Annotated in this window: 16 protein-coding genes; 7 read left to right on the forward strand and 9 right to left on the reverse strand. The window is 69.1% G+C overall.

The features are described 5' to 3' along the window. Nucleotides 1-162 precede the first annotated feature (162 nt). Together PV646_RS13395 and PV646_RS13400 are read right to left on the reverse strand one after the other, a co-directional pair. Nucleotides 163-444 carry a hypothetical protein gene (locus tag PV646_RS13395; protein WP_500341730.1) on the reverse strand — a complete coding sequence of 94 codons (282 nt, stop codon included), beginning with the start codon at nucleotides 442-444 and terminating at the stop codon, nucleotides 163-165. A 256-nt stretch (nucleotides 445-700) separates the two neighbouring features. Continuing rightward, the gene (locus PV646_RS13400) at nucleotides 701-1,303 is read right to left on the reverse strand and encodes a LysE family translocator (RefSeq protein WP_500341731.1); all 603 of its coding nucleotides are present in this window, start codon (nucleotides 1,301-1,303) and stop codon (nucleotides 701-703) included. Nucleotides 1,304-1,374: 71 nt separating this feature from the next. On the opposite strand from PV646_RS13400, the gene PV646_RS13405 reads away from it, so the two are divergent. Further along, nucleotides 1,375-2,319 (forward strand): aldo/keto reductase, encoded by a 945-nt coding sequence (locus PV646_RS13405; protein ID WP_500341732.1) that lies wholly within the window; start codon nucleotides 1,375-1,377, stop codon nucleotides 2,317-2,319. Here PV646_RS13405 and PV646_RS13410 read toward each other — a convergent pair. Continuing rightward, nucleotides 2,316-2,894, reverse strand: a complete 579-nt coding sequence (locus PV646_RS13410; protein ID WP_500341733.1) for a peptide deformylase — start codon at nucleotides 2,892-2,894, stop codon at nucleotides 2,316-2,318. The genes PV646_RS13405 and PV646_RS13410 overlap by 4 nt on opposite strands. Before the next feature lie 108 nt (nucleotides 2,895-3,002). On the opposite strand from PV646_RS13410, the gene PV646_RS13415 reads away from it, so the two are divergent. Together PV646_RS13415 and PV646_RS13420 are read left to right on the forward strand one after the other, a co-directional pair. Beyond that, the gene (locus tag PV646_RS13415; RefSeq protein WP_089910320.1) at nucleotides 3,003-3,281 is read left to right on the forward strand and encodes a DUF3263 domain-containing protein; all 279 of its coding nucleotides are present in this window, start codon (nucleotides 3,003-3,005) and stop codon (nucleotides 3,279-3,281) included. Then, nucleotides 3,281-3,883, forward strand: a complete 603-nt coding sequence (locus tag PV646_RS13420; RefSeq protein ID WP_500341734.1) for a LytR C-terminal domain-containing protein — start codon at nucleotides 3,281-3,283, stop codon at nucleotides 3,881-3,883. Before PV646_RS13415 ends, PV646_RS13420 begins: the two co-directional genes overlap by 1 nt. A gap of 387 nt (nucleotides 3,884-4,270) precedes the next feature. Here the strand turns inward: PV646_RS13420 and PV646_RS13425 are convergent, their stop codons facing one another. The 6 genes from PV646_RS13425 to moeA form a co-directional block, all read right to left on the reverse strand. Beyond that, a complete protein-coding gene (locus PV646_RS13425) occupies nucleotides 4,271-6,430 on the reverse strand; it encodes an AAA family ATPase (RefSeq protein ID WP_500341735.1) in 2,160 nt (719 codons plus the stop codon). Nucleotides 6,431-6,471: 41 nt separating this feature from the next. Beyond that, nucleotides 6,472-7,074 (reverse strand): hypothetical protein, encoded by a 603-nt coding sequence (locus PV646_RS13430; protein ID WP_500341736.1) that lies wholly within the window; start codon nucleotides 7,072-7,074, stop codon nucleotides 6,472-6,474. A gap of 80 nt (nucleotides 7,075-7,154) precedes the next feature. Further along, nucleotides 7,155-8,123 carry a CDP-diacylglycerol--serine O-phosphatidyltransferase gene (gene pssA, locus PV646_RS13435; protein ID WP_500341737.1) on the reverse strand — a complete coding sequence of 323 codons (969 nt, stop codon included), beginning with the start codon at nucleotides 8,121-8,123 and terminating at the stop codon, nucleotides 7,155-7,157. Continuing rightward, the gene (locus PV646_RS13440; protein WP_500341738.1) at nucleotides 8,123-8,818 is read right to left on the reverse strand and encodes a phosphatidylserine decarboxylase; all 696 of its coding nucleotides are present in this window, start codon (nucleotides 8,816-8,818) and stop codon (nucleotides 8,123-8,125) included. The genes pssA and PV646_RS13440 overlap by 1 nt, the downstream gene beginning before the upstream one ends. A 204-nt stretch (nucleotides 8,819-9,022) precedes the next feature. After that, entirely contained in the window at nucleotides 9,023-10,447 is a 1,425-nt protein-coding gene (locus PV646_RS13445) for a M48 family metallopeptidase (RefSeq protein ID WP_500341739.1), read from the reverse strand. Nucleotides 10,448-10,472: 25 nt separating this feature from the next. Next, entirely contained in the window at nucleotides 10,473-11,669 is a 1,197-nt protein-coding gene (gene moeA, locus PV646_RS13450) for a molybdopterin molybdotransferase MoeA (protein ID WP_500341740.1), read from the reverse strand. A gap of 70 nt (nucleotides 11,670-11,739) precedes the next feature. On the opposite strand from moeA, the gene PV646_RS13455 reads away from it, so the two are divergent. The 4 genes from PV646_RS13455 (at nucleotide 11,740) to groL (ending at nucleotide 15,822) form a co-directional block, all read left to right on the forward strand. Further along, complete coding sequence (locus PV646_RS13455; RefSeq protein ID WP_500341741.1) at nucleotides 11,740-12,381, forward strand: AIM24 family protein; 642 nt, start codon at nucleotides 11,740-11,742, stop codon at nucleotides 12,379-12,381. 88 nt (nucleotides 12,382-12,469) lie between these two features. After that, nucleotides 12,470-12,676: a cold-shock protein gene (locus PV646_RS13460; RefSeq protein ID WP_189156192.1), complete on the forward strand. Its 207-nt coding sequence runs from the start codon at nucleotides 12,470-12,472 to the stop codon at nucleotides 12,674-12,676. Between the two features lie 80 nt (nucleotides 12,677-12,756). After that, on the forward strand, nucleotides 12,757-13,977 hold the full coding sequence (locus PV646_RS13465) for a serine/threonine-protein kinase (protein WP_500341742.1): 1,221 nt from the start codon (nucleotides 12,757-12,759) through the stop codon (nucleotides 13,975-13,977). 225 nt (nucleotides 13,978-14,202) lie between these two features. Continuing rightward, entirely contained in the window at nucleotides 14,203-15,822 is a 1,620-nt protein-coding gene (gene groL / locus PV646_RS13470) for a chaperonin GroEL (RefSeq protein ID WP_500341743.1), read from the forward strand. Nucleotides 15,823-15,828: the final 6 nt, after the last annotated feature.

A 15,828-nucleotide genomic window follows, 5' to 3' on the forward strand; every position in this document is an offset into this window, starting at 1 on the left:
AACCGACCATAGTCAGAGCGCGCCGCTACTGCCAAGGGCGTCGTTTGCCCCTAATCTCTTCCCCGTGGCTGATCACCAGCCGTTCCCGCCCGGCGCGCGACGCGGCCAGCGTCCCGCCGTGGTCTCGGCATGCCCTTCCTGCGGAGAACTCGCAGGTCGCGGCTACCCCGACTGCGGTTTCTGCGCCGAGCTGCTCGACCAGTTCTGGCTCGCGGACTGGGAGGCGCTGAGAACGTCGTCGCAGCTCGCCGACCGGGAACTGGCCGAACTGGTGACCTCCGCGGACGTCGGCCAGTACCCGTGGACGTGCGTCGACTGGGCGATGACGCTGCTGGCGTGCTCGCGCTGCGGTGCCGAACTGGGCACCGGGCCGGTCGAGTGCGTGCGGTGCGCGGTCACCGAGGAGCGCCGGTGGAGCTGGGACCACTCGGCCCACCCGTACACGATGAGCGCGAACGAGCACCTGCTCCGCGTCGCCCGCGCGGCCCTGCGCGCACCTCACCGGCGTCGTCCGGCCGTCGTGCAGGCCTGGCAGCTCGTGCTGCCTTTCCTGATCGCCGGTGAGGTGATCGAGTTCGGCCGCCTGGACCGGATCCGCGCGCACGTGCTGGCCGGCGGCTACGCGTCGATGGCCGCCTGCCACACCTTCGCCGAGCTGGCCGGGTTGCCCGAGCTCTTCTGGCGCCGGGGCAACCCGATCTCAACGCGGGTCGAGTACCAGCCTGACTCCGAGCGCCAGCAGCACGCCGCCCGACAGCTTCTCGAGCGCGGGACGGACCCGCGGCCGGCTGAGCCAGCCCCTGATCGTGTGCAGGATCGACACGATGATCAGGTACCAGACGGTGTCGATGAGGACCCAGCCGACGGCGAGGAAGAGCAGAACCCCCTGGCCGGCCTCCCCGGCAGGCACGAACTGCGGTAGGAACGAGATCGCGAACACGCCGAGCTTCGGGTTGGCCAGGTTCACGATCAACCCGCTGCGGAACGCGTGGCTCGGGGGCGGCGGTTCGGCACCGGGCAGGCTCTTGCTGATCAGGGCCTTGACGCCCAGGTAGATCAGGAAGACCGCGCCGGCGATCCGCAGCCCGTGGTAGGCGATCTCGGACGCCGTGAGCAGGACCGACAGGCCGAGAGCGGCGGCGACGGCCCAGCAGGCGACGCCCACCTCCATGCCGAACACCGTCGCCAGCGCGGCTTTTCGCCCGTGCACCGACTGTCGCAGGACCATGGCCGTGCCAGGTCCGGGCGACAGTGCGATGAGGAACGAGGCCGCTACGAAGGCGACGATGTTTTCGACGGGCATGCGTTGATGGTCGCTGGTGGTCGCAACTTGTTTCTTGACCTGGAGCGCGCTCCAGGATGTTCGCTGTGGCCATGACCTTGGAACTGGGGAAGTTGGGTTTCGGCACGTGGGCCATGGGCGGGCCGTTCTCGGGCCCGGACGGGCTGCCGGTCGGCTGGGGACCCGCCGACGACGGCGAGTCGGTCAAGGCGTTGCGGCGGGCGGTCGAGCTGGGCGTGACGCTGTTCGACACGGCGGACGTCTACGGCTGCGGGCACGCGGAGACCGTGGTGGGGCAAGCGTTTGCGGACGTGCGTGACCAGGTGTTGATCGCGACGAAGTGGGGCTGCGGGTTCGACGCTTCGTCGCGTCGGATGACGGGGAACGAAGGGTCGGTCGCGTACCTGCGGGGTGCTGTCGAGGGATCGTTGCGGCGGCTGGGGACCGATCGGATCGACCTCTACCAGCTGCACGTCGGTGACCTGGGGCTGGAGGAGGCGGCGCTGCTGCGCGACGAGTGCGAGGCGCTGGTGACTGCGGGCAAGATCCGCGCCTACGGGTGGAGCACGGACGACGTCGAGCGGGCGCGGTTCTTCTGCGAGGGGGAGCACGGGATCGCGGCGCAGGCCGACATCAACCTGCTCTTCGACAACCCGGCGATGTACGCGGGGGAGTACTCGGTGCTGTGTCGTCGTCCGCTGGCGATGGGGTTGCTGGCGCGGGAGACGTTCTCGGAGTTGCCCGCGGACGACGTTCGCGTCACGAACCCGTCGTGGCTGCGGTTCTTCGTCGACGGGCGGCCGTCACCCTCGTACTTCGAGGCGCGGGAGGCCGTTCGGGACGTGCTGACGTCGGGCGGCCGGACGTTGGTGCAGGGGGCGCTGGCGTGGTTCTGGGCGCGTTCTCCCCGCCTGGTTCCGATCCCGGGAGTCCGGACGGTGGCTCAGGTCGAGGAGAACGCTCGCGCGCTGGAGTTCGGGCCGTTGGGTGCTGACGAGTTGGCGCAGGTGGAGGCGGTGCTCCGGCCCTCGTCCTAGTCCTCGTCCTCGTCGAAGTTCGCGGGGTCGTTCGGGTCCCAGGAGAGGCCCGGCTGGTTCCACTCGTTGTCGCGCAGCATCCGCTTGGCTTCCTTGCGGTACCGGCCGATGAGGCGGTCGGTGTAGAGGTAGCCGTTGAGGTGGTCCGTCTCGTGCTGCAGGCAACGGGCGAAGAAGCCCGTGCCCTCGGCCTCGAACGGCTGCCCGTCGAGGTCCAGGCCCGTCACCTTCGCCCATTGGGCGCGTCCGGTCGGGTAGGCCTCGCCGGGCACGCTCAGGCAGCCCTCGAAGTCGTCGTCCGGGTCCGGCATGGTCTCCGGGATCTCGGAGGTCTCGAGCGTGGGGTTCACGATCGCGCCGCGGTGCTGGACACCCTCGTCGTCCGGGCAGTCGTAGACGAAGAGCCGCAGGTCGAAACCGATCTGGTTGGCCGCGAGCCCCACTCCGCGAGCCGCTGCCATCGTCTCGAACATGTCGGCGGCGAGGGTCTTCAGCTCGGTGTCGAACTCGGTGACCTCGCGCGTCGGGTTGTGGAGCACGGGGTCGCCGGCGATGCGGATGCGGTGGACGGCCATGGCTGAACTTTATGCGGTCCAAAACTGTCGGTGTCGCGCGGTAGGTTGGAACGATCACGTGATTGAATTGCCCGCACCTGAGATGGTGTGGCGACCGTGGGGAGCCAGATGGATCACGCCGAGACGCTCACCTCCGCTGACGGGCTGACCAGCCGCGAACGCACGATGCTCGCGTTCGAGCGTCAGTGGTGGAAGTACTCGGGATCCAAGGAACAGGCCATCAGGGAACTGTTCGACATGTCCGCGACCCGCTACTACCAGTTGCTCAACGCGCTCGTTGAATCCGAAGCCGCCCTGGCTGCCGATCCGATGCTCGTCAAACGGCTGCGTGGGGTCCGGACAGGCCGCCAAAGGGTTCGCGCCCGCGCCAGGAGCACCGAGGACTGATGACCTCCCCCGAGTCCGCAAGCCCGTCCCGTCCGGCCAAGGCTGCCGGCTTCGCCCTGCTCGGCGTCGCCGCTGTCGCGTTGGTGATCGGAGTTGTGTCGCTGTTCGGTGGTGGGGAGGATTCGCCTCCCGCTGCCGAGGGGTCGTCCACTGCTCCGCCTGTGGCTACTACTACTGCTGAGCAGCCTCCGGCTTCTACGCCTTCGTCTGCTGCTCCTGGTACGACTACTGGGTCGCCTACCGTGCCGTCTGTGCCGGTTTCTTCTGTTGTGCCTCCTCCGCCTGTTACTCAGCCCGGGGTTGCCAAGGTTGGGGTTCGGGTTTACAACAACTCGACTATTTCTGGGTTGGCTTCGAAGGCCTCTGATGAGGTTCGGGCCAATGGGTGGTCGGTGGAGGGGACTGGTAACTACTCTGCTGGGACCATTCCCACCACTACTGTCTATTTTCGGCCTGGGACTGATGAGGAAGCTTCTGCCAAGGAGTTGGCGGCGGTTTTGCGGGCTCGGGTTGAGCCTCGGTTCGATGGGATCCAGTCTTCTGCGCCTGGGATCATTTTGATTGTTACCAATGATTATCAGGGGCCTTCCAAGAGTAAGTAGCGCTCCGGTTTGGTTGGGTTCCCCCTGTTGCGTTGGCGGGCCTGCGGTTGCGTGCTTCCCCTGGGGGCGCTGCCCCCAGACCCCCGGCAATCTGATCAGGGGGCCCACGCCATGAGCGGGTAGATGGCACGCCTGTTGCGTTGGGCGGCCGCCGGTTGCTTTGAGGGTTGCGTTGGCGGTGGGGTCCCATCACGAGTCACACCAAGAGCGGGCCACATCAGAGAAGGGGTGTCAAACCGCCGAAAAGCGTGGCGGTTTGACACCCCTTCTCTGATGCAGCAAGAGCTATGGCGCGACTCGTGATGGGACCCCACCGCCTGGACCGCTTGCTGAAGACGAAAGACCAGGGCGGCTCGCCTTCGGCTTCGGCTTCGCGGTGGGTGGGCTTTAGAGTTTGCGGTTTGCTGCGTATGCGGCCAGTGACACCAGTTGTGCTGGGTCCAGGGATGGGCGCACTACTGTTCTTGCTTTTGCTAGATGTTTTTGTGTTACTTCTGCTGCGTCCAGTGATTCTCGCATTGCCGTCAGGGCTGCTTCTCGTACCAGGGCTGCGCAGTCTGCTGCCGAGTACATGTCCAGTTCTTCTGCCAGGGTGGGCAGGTCTACCTCTTCGGACAGCGGGGTGTTGCGGGAGGACGCCTTGAGGATTTCGGTGCGGGCCTCGGCGTCTGGTGGTGGGACGTAGACGAGGCGTTCCAGGCGGCCTGGGCGTAGTAGTGCTGGGTCGATCAGTTCTGGGCGGTTGGTTGCTGCGATCACCACTACGTCTCGCAGGGGTTCTACGCCGTCCAGTTCTGTCAGCAGGGCTGCTACTACTCGGTCTGCTACGCCTGAGTCCGAGGACTGGCCTCGTCTCGGTGCCAGGGCGTCCACCTCGTCCAGGAAGATCAGGGCTGGGGCTGCGTCTGCTGCCCTGCGGAAGAGTTCTCGGACTGCTCGTTCTGACTCGCCTACGAACTTGTCCATCAGTTCTGCGCCCTTGACCGTCAGGACGTTGAGTTGGCCTGTGCCTGCCAGGGCTCGGACCAGGAATGTCTTGCCGCATCCCGGTGGGCCGTAGAGCAGGACGCCTCGTGGGGGGTCCACTCCCAGGCGGGCGAAGGAGTCCGGGTAGCGGAGGGGCCAGAGGGCTGCCTCGGTGAGGGCCTGTTTGACCTCCTTCATGTCGCCCACGTCTTCCAGCGTGAGGCCGCCTGTTTGGACTGTGTCCGAGGCTGACATGGAGATCGGGCGGACCGTGTTCAGGGCCGCCAGCAGGTCTTCTTGGCCCACTCGGGGTTCTGCCACCTCGCGTTGGCGCAGGGCTGCCCTGACCGCTGCTTCGCGGCGGAGGGCGCAGAGGTCCGCTGCCACGAAACCTGGTGTGCGGGCCGCTACCTCGCCGAAGTCCACATCGGACTCCAGCGGGACGTCTCGGAGCAGGACTCGCAGTAGTTCGGTGCGGCCCGCCGTGTCCGGGAGGGGGAGTGACAGTTCGCGGTCGACCAGGTCTGGGGCTCGTAGGCGGGCGTCTACGGATTCTGCTCGTGCCGAGGTGACCACCAGGGCGAGGTTGGGGCGGGAGATCGCCGTGCGGAGCATGTCCAGGACGACGGTGGCCACCGGGGGTGGGGTGGTCGGGAGCAGGGCGTCGATGTCGGTGATGAGCAGGATCGTGGGCTGCTCTGGCACGGTGGCGATGGCGTCGCCCAGTTGTTTGGCCATCGCGCCCGGTTCCAGGACCGCGATGCTCGGGGCTGCCAGTTCTACGATCGAGGCGTCCAGGGAGCGGGCCACCGCGCGGACCAGTGTTGCCTTGCCGACGCCTTCCGGGCCACTGACCATGGCCGCGAGGCGGGCTGAGGCGCCCAGTTTCGTGAGGAGGTCGGGCTGGCGGAACATCAGTTCCAGCCATTCGGCGAGGCGGCGTGCCTGGTCGCGTTGGCCCACCAGGTCGGTGAGGGGCAGCGCCTCGTGCTTCTCCTGCACCACCACGGGTGTGACCTCGGCGGCCGGGGCCTGGGCTGAACGCCAGCCCACGACGCTCGACGGCTGCACGGCCACCGGGCCCGCGGGGTCGGTCGAGGTGATCGTGATGAGCTCGTTGGTCCACGTCATGCCGATGGCGTTGGACAGCTTGCGGCGCGTTTCCGAGACGTTGGCGCCGGGGGGTGGCGCCAGGTCCTGGGGGAGCAGCGAGACGTTGTCGCCGACGGTGAGGACCTTGCCGGTCAGCGCCATGCGCACGTGCTCCGGCGTGAGGGCCGTGGTCGCCAGGCGGGAACCTGCGACGGTGATGGAGCGGGCGGCGGTCACCTGGACCGGGGCCACGACGATCTCCGCGCCCTCGACCACGCCCAGGTTGGTCAGGGTGACGTCGTCCACCAGGACCACGCCCGGTGGTTGTTCGCCCGAGGCGGCCAGTGCGGCGCTCACGCGGGCGCCGGTCAGCTTCACGGCGTCCCAGGCGCGCAGGCCCAGGGCGTCGAGCACCTCGGGGTGGAGGCGGACTACGCCTCGCCGGGTGTCCAGAGCGGACGGGGACAGGCGAGCCGTCAGCGTGATCACGACGCCGACTCTAGTTCCTCCCCGCGCCCGGGACGCGGACGTTATGGCCTCGTGTGCTGCTGCGGAGGCTCTGCGGTCGTCGCGGAGTACCCCGAGAGCAGCCACTCGGTGCTGGAGACGATCGCGGGGGTGGGGATCGGGACGGTGGCCCCGTCGAGAGCCGTGTTCTCCTCGCCCAGCAGTGCGCCGGTGCGGGGATCGAACACCAGGACGTGGCGCAAGTGCCGTTCCTGTTCGACGTACGTGACCGACTCGCCCGTGGTCTCCGCCGACATGCCGGGAAAGGTGGCGAGGTCGAGCAAGAGCAGGCGCTGCAGCGCCGGTGGGACGACCTGACCGTGCCAGATCAGGCCGAACGTCTTCATCGCCGCGGCGGTGGAACCCTTCGGATTCCTCGTCCGCAACTCGGCGGTGACGGCAGCGGGATCGGTGGCGGAGAGGAAGCCGGCCGGCAGCCGTCCCGGCGGGTAGTCGCCGGTCGGCTGCACGGCCTCGCCGTTCGTGGTGACCAGCAGCCGGCCGGAGCCGTCAGAGGTGATCCACTGTCGTCGTTCCTGGCGTTCGACGCTGCCGGTGAGCGAGGTGGTCTGCCTGGTGCGGGTGATCTTGCGGACCGTGTGCAGGAACGCGCTGGACGTGTGCACGTAGTGGTATCTGCCAGAGCCGGGTGGCTCTGGCAGATGCACTGTCTTCTCGGCTAGATCCCGCAGTAAGGCAGCCGCACTCACGGCTTGTCGTGCCTTCTCAGGCCGATCTGCCGCCAGGACCGCCGTCCGCTGCCGTTGTCGCGTGACGCGGGCATCTCCGAAGAAGATGCGGTCGCGTCACGACGAGGGCGGCGCACGGCGCGCATGGCCGCACCGGCGACGCGGCCGCGCAACGGCTGCCGCAAACCGAGTCGGCGAGCAGCGACACCGTGCGCCCGCTTGATGGCACGGCGGTCGGCACCGGTGACGGTCCACGCCTCCGGGTGCTTCGACAGCCACATGTACCGCCGCACCGAGTAGGGCAGGTGCGCCAGGTACACGACCATCGCGATGATCAGTGCCACCAACGGGTACGTGATGATCGCGGCCGCCAGCAGGCCGACGGCGACCAGCAACGGGGCCACCGCGCGCGGCGGCACCTTCACCGTCTTCACGGACAGCGTCGGGATGCGGGAGACCAGGAGCATCGCGACCAGGACGGTCCACACGCCCACGACGTAGGAGTTGTTCCACCAGCCGTCGGTGCGCACCTGCTCCTCGATGATCAGGGGCAGCAGCAGGAGAAGACCGCCGGCGGGCGCCGGGACGCCCACGAAGAACTCCTTCGCGAACGGCGGCTGTTCCTTCTCCAGCAACGTGTTGAAGCGGGCCAGGCGGACCACCATGCAGACCGCGAAGATCAGCGCGATGACCCAGCCGGCTCGGTTGCCCTCGAACTTCCAGAGGTAGATCGCGAGGGCGGGCGCGACGCCGAACGAGATGGCGTCGGCCAGCGAGTCCAGCTCCGCGCCCATCTTCGACGTCGCGTCCAGCAGGCGGGCGATGCGGCCGTCCAGGCCGTCGAACACGGCTGCTGCCGCGATCGAGGCGATGGCCGCGCCCCACATCCCGACGTTCGCGAAGTGCACGGCGGACAGGCCCGAGCACATGGCGAGGACCGTGATCGCGTTCGGCAGGAGGCGAACGCCGGGCCCGCTGGGTGCCATCAGGCTTCCGGCAGTTCGGCGAGAACGGTCTCGCCGCCGATGGTGCGCTGGCCGGCCTCGACCAGGACGCGGCTGCCGCGCGGCACGTAGAGGTCCACGCGCGAGCCGAAGCGGATCAGGCCGTAGGTCTGACCGGCGGTGACCTTCTCGCCCTCGGCGACCTCGCACACGATGCGGCGGGCGACCAGGCCGGCGATCTGCACCACGACGAGGTCGTGGCCGTCGACGGTGCGCAGCCACACGGTGTTGCGCTCGTTCTCCTCGGATGCCTTGTCGAGGTCGGCCGAGAGGAACTTGCCGGGGTGGTACGAGACCTGGACGACCTCGCCGTCCGCGGGCACGCGCTGCACGTGCACGTCGAACACGGAGAGGAAGACGCTGACGCGCGTCATCGGCTGGGAGCCGAGGCCGAGCTCGGCCGGCGGGACGGCGTCGACCACGTGCGAGACGGTGCCGTCGGCCGGGGCCACGGCGAGGTTCGGACGGGTCGGCGTCACGCGCTTCGGCTCGCGGAAGAACCACGCCACCCACGCCGTGACCAGCGCGAGGACGACGCCCAGGCGCTTGGAGCGCAGCCGGACGAGGAGGGTCGCGATCGCCGCACCGGCGACGAACGGGCGCCCTGCGGGGTGCATCGGCGGCACCATGCCGCGCGCGAGTTCGAGGAAGTGGGAGACGGGCTTCTCGCTGCTCATCGTGTCTGTGGGTTCCGTAGCTTCGGTGGATTGTCGGGCGGCATCACGCTACGGCAACGGCCCAAACCGCCCATCAGGACTGCCGGAAAGACAAGTGGCCGGTAGGCCCGTGCATCCCCCGACGAATGCGCGGGCCCACCGGCACCTGCGAGCAGTGTAATCCCCGTCACATGGCGTTAACAACGTCGCTCGGTGAGCGTTCCGTCACAGTCCGTCCACGCCCAGGGACTGCAGCCTGAACCGCACTTCGGGCACCCGGTTAGCGTCACGCACCGCGGGTGCGACCAGGTCCTCCGGGTAGACCGCAGCTCCGTCCGGCATCCGCAGCGCGAACAGCCCGCCCCAGTTGAGTTCCAGCGTGGCGCGGTTAGCCGCGACGAGCAGGTCAGCCACCATGCACGCGAGTAGTTCCGTCACGGCCTCGACGGCCGCGTCGTGCACCTCGGCCTGGGTCAGCGACGCGTCCACGGGCGCTCCCGTGAGCTTGTGCAGCTGCGCGCCCTCCAACGCCCTGAGCACGTCGGCGATCGTGTCGCCGACCTTGCTCACCCGGCCCGCGTGCCGCAGCAGGTCGGCGTGCCGGCGGACGAGTGCCGGTCCGGCCAGTGGGGCCAGCTCCTCCCAGGTGATCGGCGGCCCCTGCACGTCGACGAGCGCCGCGACCTGCTCGGGCGGCAGGCCGGCCAGCAACGGCCACGAGGAACGTTCGTCGATCGCCTCGGCCACACTGCCGCTGAGCTGGGAGAACTGCGCGATCGTCGCGACCCGCGCCCGGATCGGCGGATGGCTGTCGAACACCGACGTCGGTTCCTCCGCGGCCAGCAGCGGCTCGATCTCGCGCAACTGGTGCACGCGCCGCGGGTGGTCGAGGTAGGCGCGGAAGCCCTCCAGCAACGGTGGCGTGCGACCGGCCGCCACGGCCAGCGACACGTACCAGCGCTTGTAGTCCTCCCACGCGATGCCCAGCGGGCCGCCGCGCAGCAACGACCGCATCGACGCCTCGCGCCCGGCCGCCGCGACGGACACCTCGTCGGCGAACCGCTCGTGCTTCCGGCTCTCCGAGGCCGCGACCAGCGCGTACAGCCTCGCCCACCCGTACAGGACGCCGAAGAGGGCGAAGTCCTGCCTGGACGCCATCCCGAGGGCGTGCTGTGCGCGCGAGGTGAGCGCCGACAGCCGTGTGTGCCCGCCGCCGTAGTGGCCGAGTTCGTGCGCAAGCACCGACCGCAGTTCGCCGATCGTCATCCCTGCCAGCCAGGGCAGGCCCAGCTCCATGTGCCGGGTGCCGCGGCGTTCCCAGACGCCCGCGTTCGCCTTGTCGACGAGCCGGATCTCGTCGGGGCTGCGGGTGCCCGCGATCCTCGCGAGCTCGTCGACGTGCCGCCAGAGCTCCGGGTGCGCCGGGCGCGGCAGCTCGACCCCCTCCGCCCGCGGGCGCGCCCAGATCGCCGTGACCACCGCGAACAGCGTCGGGCCACCCACGACCAGTGCCAGCGCCAGGAGCCACCAGCCCCCCTCGTCGTCGCCCCGGCCGAAGAGGACGGCCGCGAGCACGCCCAGTCCCACGACGAGGCCCACCGCGAGCACGAAGAACCCCGCCAGCAGCGCCAGCGCGAATGCCGCTCTCATCTCCCTGCTTCCCCCAGATCTGTGACTACTGCAGGTATCTCACGGTGACCTCGGCCCCCGCGGGCAGTTCGGTCACGTCCTCGGGCACCTCGATCAGGCAGTTCGACAACGCGAGCGCCGACAGCAGGTGCGAGCCCGGACCGCCGACCGGCGTCACGACCTCGCCGGACGACGGGTCGTGCAGACCGCGCCGGAACTGCGTCTTGCCCGCCGGAGACGTCAGCGCGGACGTGATCGTCGCCCGCGCGCTGCGACGTTCGGACTGCGTGTGTCCCATGGACGCCATCAGCGCCGGCCGCACGAACACCTCGAACGACACCTGCGCGCTCACCGGGTTGCCCGGCAGCGACAGCACCGGCACGCCCTCGTAGCGGCCGGAGCCCTGCGGCCCGCCCGGTTGCATCGCGACCTTGGTGAACTGCACGTCGTGGTCCTCGAAGGCGTCCTTGACCACCTCGTACGCGCCCGCGCTGACCCCGCCGGACGTCACGATCACGTCCACCGCGCCCAGGTACGGCCGCAGGGCCTGGTGGAACGCCTCGACGTCGTCCGGCACGAACCGCAGTTGGAGGGCGACGCAGCCCGCCTCCCGCACGGACGAGGCGAGCATCATGCCGTTCGACTCGTAGATCTGGCCGAGCTCCAGCGGGCGGCCGGGTTCGACCAGCTCGGAGCCCGTCGACAGGACCAGCACGCGCGGACGGCGGCGCACGGGCAGCTCGGGCAGGCCGAGCGCGGAGGCGAGGCCGAGCGTGGACGGGCGCAGCACGGTGCCCGCGGCCAGCACCGCGTCGCCCTTCTGCACGTCGTCGCCGCCGATGCGGATGTTCTGGCCGGGCTCCACAGGCCGGTTGATCGTCACGGTCTCCGTGCCGCCGTCGGTCCACTCGACCTGGACCACCGCGTCCGCTCCGGGCGGGATCGGCGCGCCGGTCATGATCCGTTGCGCGGTGCCGGGGGTCAGCGGGTTCAGCTCGGTGCGGCCGGCCGGGATGTCGTCGGTCACCACGAGACGAGACGTCTCGTCCCGGCTCAGGTCGGCCGCCCGCACCGCGTACCCGTCCATCGCCGAGTTGTCGAACGGCGGCAGGGCGAGCGGCGCGATGACGTCGGCGGCGAGCACGAGCCCGAGGCACTCCTCGAGCGGGAGTTGCAGCACGGGCATCGACCCGACGAGCTCCGCGACGCGGCGGCGGTGTTCGGCGACAGTGGTGGGAGGCACGACTGCATACTGCCAACGTCGCGCCGATCGTGACGATCGCTTTCCGCGTTTCCTCCCGGAGGTGTTGTTCGTGCAGGTCCGGACCAGGCACACACCGACGTTCGGCGTGGCGAGACTCGTCCTCGCGCCCGGCGAGGCGGTGCTGGCCGACCCGCTGACCATCGCGGCGACCAGCTACGGGCTCGTGGTCGAGGTGAAGGGCGCGGGCGCGAAGGCCGTCGCGCTGTGCACGGCGGGTGCGGAGGGCGGCTGGCTCGACGCGGCGCCCGTGCTGCCCGGCGACCTGCACCAGATCGAGCTCGACGGGACGCACGGCTGGTGCCTCGCCCGGCACAGCTGGATCGCGTCCAGCAGCACGGTGGCGATGAACCCGGAGGCGCCGCCGATGCAGGCGATCTTCGGGGGCGCCGAGGGCTTCCTGAACTACGCGCACGGCCAGGGCGCGGTGCTGCTCGCCTGTTACGGCGCACTCGACCTGGTGACGCTGGAAGTGGGAGAAGCGGTGACCATCAGCAGCGATCACGTCGTGGCGTTCGCGGACACCGTGCAATGCCGTCTCCGGCCGTCGGTACCGGATGGCGTGCAATCCATTCAGACGGGTGAGGGGCTGGTGTTCGACTTCGCTGGTCCGGGCGCCGTGCTGACCCAGGCGCGCGGCCCCCGCAGGCTCACCACCTGGTTGCGCGCCAACGGAGTCAGCCCTCGTTCATGACTCCGTAAGGAGGTATCCGCGTGAGATTTCTTCTTTTAGCGTTGCTCTCTGCGCTTTGCGTGAGATGCGTGATCTGAAGGAGGACGTCTTGGCTCTCGGCACCGTCAAGTGGTTCAACTCCGAAAAGGGATACGGCTTCATCGCGACCGATGGCGGGCCCGACGTCTTCGTGCACTACTCGGCGATCCAGATGGAAGGCTTCCGGACGCTCTCAGAAGGCGACCGGGTGGAGTTCGAGGTGCAGGCCGGGCGGGACGGGCGCAGCCAGGCGTCCGAGGTGCGCCGCGCCGGCTAGGGGCCGGTTGGAGATCACTTCGGTCACGCCTTCGGCCAACCCGGGACAAGCCGATCCGGCCGGACGTTAGGCTGCCTTGCGTGTCGGAGGACCTGAGCGGACGACGAATCGCGCATTACCGGATCGATGGTGTGCTGGGTCGCGGTGGCATGAGCGTGACGTATCGGGCCACGGACGTGAGGCTCGGCCGCAAGGTCGCGCTCAAGGTCATCGGTGAGCACCTCGCTCCCGATGCCGAGTTCCGCGAGCGGTTCGTGGACGAGGCGCGCAACACGTCCGCGATCGACCACGCGAACATCGTGCCGCTGTACGACTTCGACGAGGTCGAGGGCCTGCTGTACATCGCGATGCGGCTCGTGGACGGCCAGGACCTGTCCGGGCACATCAAGGAGGGCCCGCTCACCCCCGCGCGCACGTTGTCGCTGCTCGCCCAGGTGGCCGAAGCGCTCGACATGCTGCACGGCAAGGGCCTCGTGCACCTCGACGTGAAGCCGGCGAACGTGCTGGTGACGCAGAAGGAGGGCGTGCGCGAGCACGTCTACGTCGCCGACTTCGGCCTGACCCGCCGCGGCGCCACCGGCCACCGCACCCGAACGGGTGATTTCCTCGGCTCGCCGACCTACGCGGCGCCGGAGCACCTGCGGGGCGAGCCCGTCGACGGCCGCACCGACCAGTACGCGCTCGCGTGCATGCTCTTCGCCTGCCTGTCGGGCCGCCCGCCGTTCCAGGGCGGCGTGCAGGAGGTCATCGCGGGCCACCTCAGCAACGTCGTGCCCTCGCTGTCCCAGGTCGTGGCGTTGCCGCCGGCCATCGACGAGGTCATCCGCAAGGGCACCTCCAAGGACCCGGCGCAGCGGTTCGCGAACTGCGCCGAGCTCATCAACGCCGCACGCGTCGCTCTCGCCGGGGTCGCGCAGGGCTCGGCTCCCGCTCAACTCGGGCCGCAGTCCGGCTCGTTCCCCGCTCAGGCGCCGGTCTCCGGTCCGATGCCGGCGCAGCAGGGGCAGTACCAGGGCGGCTACCAGCAGCAGTTGCAGGACCCGGTCCGGCTGCGCCCGCCGAACCAGGTGGGCGCGAGCGCGTTCACGTCGGGCGGCAAGGAGCGGCCGGCGTGGTTCGCGCCGGTGATCGCCGCCGTGGTCGCGATCGTGGTGATCGTCGTGCTGGTGGTGATCCTCTCTCCTGGTGACGAGCCCGCGCGGCAGCCGAAGACCAACTCCTCGCCGACCCTGAACATCGGGGACGAACCGACCTCGAGGAAGCCGCTGCCGACCTCTGTGCCGGTGCGCACATCACGCTGAGAGTCGCCTGGGAGTCGTCTGCGGTCGCTTGCACTCGCCGTGTCCGAGTGCTAAACACGAACTAGCACTCGGCTCGTCCGAGTGCCAGAACAGTGAGGCTGGGACGGTGAGGCCCTTCTGGGTCGTCCGTCGCGGGCACCGAGCCTGGCCACTCGCACCGTGTTCCGCTGTGGGCGTGTGCCCGCAGTGGCCCAGGAACTCACATAGGCGGAGGAACACACCGCAATGGCCAAGATGATTGCGTTCGACGAGGAAGCCCGTCGCGGTCTCGAGCGCGGGATGAACATCCTCGCTGACGCCGTCAAGGTGACGCTCGGCCCCAAGGGCCGCAACGTCGTGCTTGAGAAGAAGTGGGGCGCGCCCACCATCACCAACGACGGCGTCTCCATCGCGAAGGAGATCGAGCTCGAGGACCCGTGGGAGAAGATCGGGGCCGAGCTCGTCAAGGAGGTCGCGAAGAAGACCGACGACGTCGCGGGTGACGGCACCACCACCGCCACCGTGCTCGCCCAGGCTCTGGTCCGCGAGGGTCTGCGCAACGTGGCCGCGGGTGCGAACCCGCTCGGCCTCAAGCGCGGCATCGAGCAGGCCGTCGAAGCCATCGCCGAGCAGCTGCTGAAGAACGCCAAGGAGATCGAGACGAAGGAGCAGATCGCTGCTACCGCGTCCATCTCCGCCGCTGACCCCACGATCGGCGAGCTCATCGCCGAGGCGATGGACAAGGTCGGCAAGGAAGGCGTCATCACCGTCGAGGAGAGCAACACCCTCGGTCTCGAGCTCGAGCTCACCGAAGGCATGCGCTTCGACAAGGGCTACATCTCCGGTTACTTCGTGACCGACCCCGAGCGCCAGGAAGCCACGCTGGAGGACCCGTACATCCTCCTGTTCGGCTCCAAGATCTCCACGGTCAAGGACCTGCTCCCGCTCCTCGAGAAGGTCATGCAGGGCGGCAAGCCGCTGCTGATCATCTCGGAGGACGTCGAGGGCGAGGCCCTGGCGACCCTGGTCGTCAACAAGATCCGTGGCACCTTCAAGTCCGTCGCCGTCAAGGCGCCCGGCTTCGGTGACCGCCGCAAGGCCATCCTCCAGGACATCGCCACCCTCACCGGTGGCCAGGTCATCACCGAGGACGTCGGCCTGAAGCTGGAGAACGCCGACATCTCGCTGCTGGGCAAGGCCCGCAAGGTCGTCGTCACGAAGGACGAGACGACCATCGTCGAGGGTGCCGGTGACGCCGACCAGATCCAGGGTCGCGTCAACCAGATCCGCGCCGAGATCGAGAAGTCGGACTCCGACTACGACCGCGAGAAGCTCCAGGAGCGCCTCGCGAAGCTCGCCGGCGGCGTCGCCGTCATCAAGGCGGGCGCGGCCACCGAGGTCGAGCTCAAGGAGCGCAAGCACCGCATCGAGGACGCCGTTCGCAACGCGAAGGCGGCCGTCGAAGAGGGCATCGTCGCGGGTGGTGGCGTTGCGCTGCTGCAGGCCGCCGAGGCTGCCTTCGCGGGTCTGCGTCTCTCGGGCGACGAGGCCACCGGTGCCAACATCGTCAAGGTCGCCGTCGAGGCTCCCCTCAAGCAGATCGCGATCAACGCTGGTCTCGAGGGTGGCGTCGTGGTCGAGCGCGTCAAGTCCCTGCCCTCGGGCGAGGGCCTCGACGCCGCGACCGGCGAGTACAAGGACCTGATCAAGGCGGGCATCATCGACCCGGCCAAGGTCACGCGTTCCGCGCTGCAGAACGCCGCGTCCATCGCCGCCCTGTTCCTGACGACGGAAGCCGTCGTCGCGGACAAGCCGGAGAAGAACGCCGCGCCGGCCGCGCCCGACGCCGGTGGCATGGACTTCTGAGTCCAG

The organism is Streptomyces sp. ID05-26A (genome assembly GCF_033794685.1).
Classification (GTDB): Bacteria; Actinomycetota; Actinomycetes; order Mycobacteriales; family Pseudonocardiaceae; genus Lentzea.

Excerpts from the sequence above, each read along its gene's own strand:
- PV646_RS13400 (WP_500341731.1), bottom strand. The coding sequence starts at position 1,303 with ATGCCCGTCGAAAACATCGTCGCCTTCGTAGCGGCCTCGTTCCTCATC.
- PV646_RS13405 (WP_500341732.1), top strand. The coding sequence starts at position 1,375 with ATGACCTTGGAACTGGGGAAGTTGGGTTTCGGCACGTGGGCCATGGGC.
- PV646_RS13410 (WP_500341733.1), bottom strand. The coding sequence starts at position 2,894 with ATGGCCGTCCACCGCATCCGCATCGCCGGCGACCCCGTGCTCCACAAC.
- PV646_RS13415 (WP_089910320.1), top strand. The coding sequence starts at position 3,003 with ATGGATCACGCCGAGACGCTCACCTCCGCTGACGGGCTGACCAGCCGC.
- PV646_RS13420 (WP_500341734.1), top strand. The coding sequence starts at position 3,281 with ATGACCTCCCCCGAGTCCGCAAGCCCGTCCCGTCCGGCCAAGGCTGCC.
- pssA (WP_500341737.1), bottom strand. The coding sequence starts at position 8,123 with ATGGCACCCAGCGGGCCCGGCGTTCGCCTCCTGCCGAACGCGATCACG.
- PV646_RS13440 (WP_500341738.1), bottom strand. The coding sequence starts at position 8,818 with ATGAGCAGCGAGAAGCCCGTCTCCCACTTCCTCGAACTCGCGCGCGGC.
- PV646_RS13445 (WP_500341739.1), bottom strand. The coding sequence starts at position 10,447 with ATGAGAGCGGCATTCGCGCTGGCGCTGCTGGCGGGGTTCTTCGTGCTC.
- groL (WP_500341743.1), top strand. The coding sequence starts at position 14,203 with ATGGCCAAGATGATTGCGTTCGACGAGGAAGCCCGTCGCGGTCTCGAG.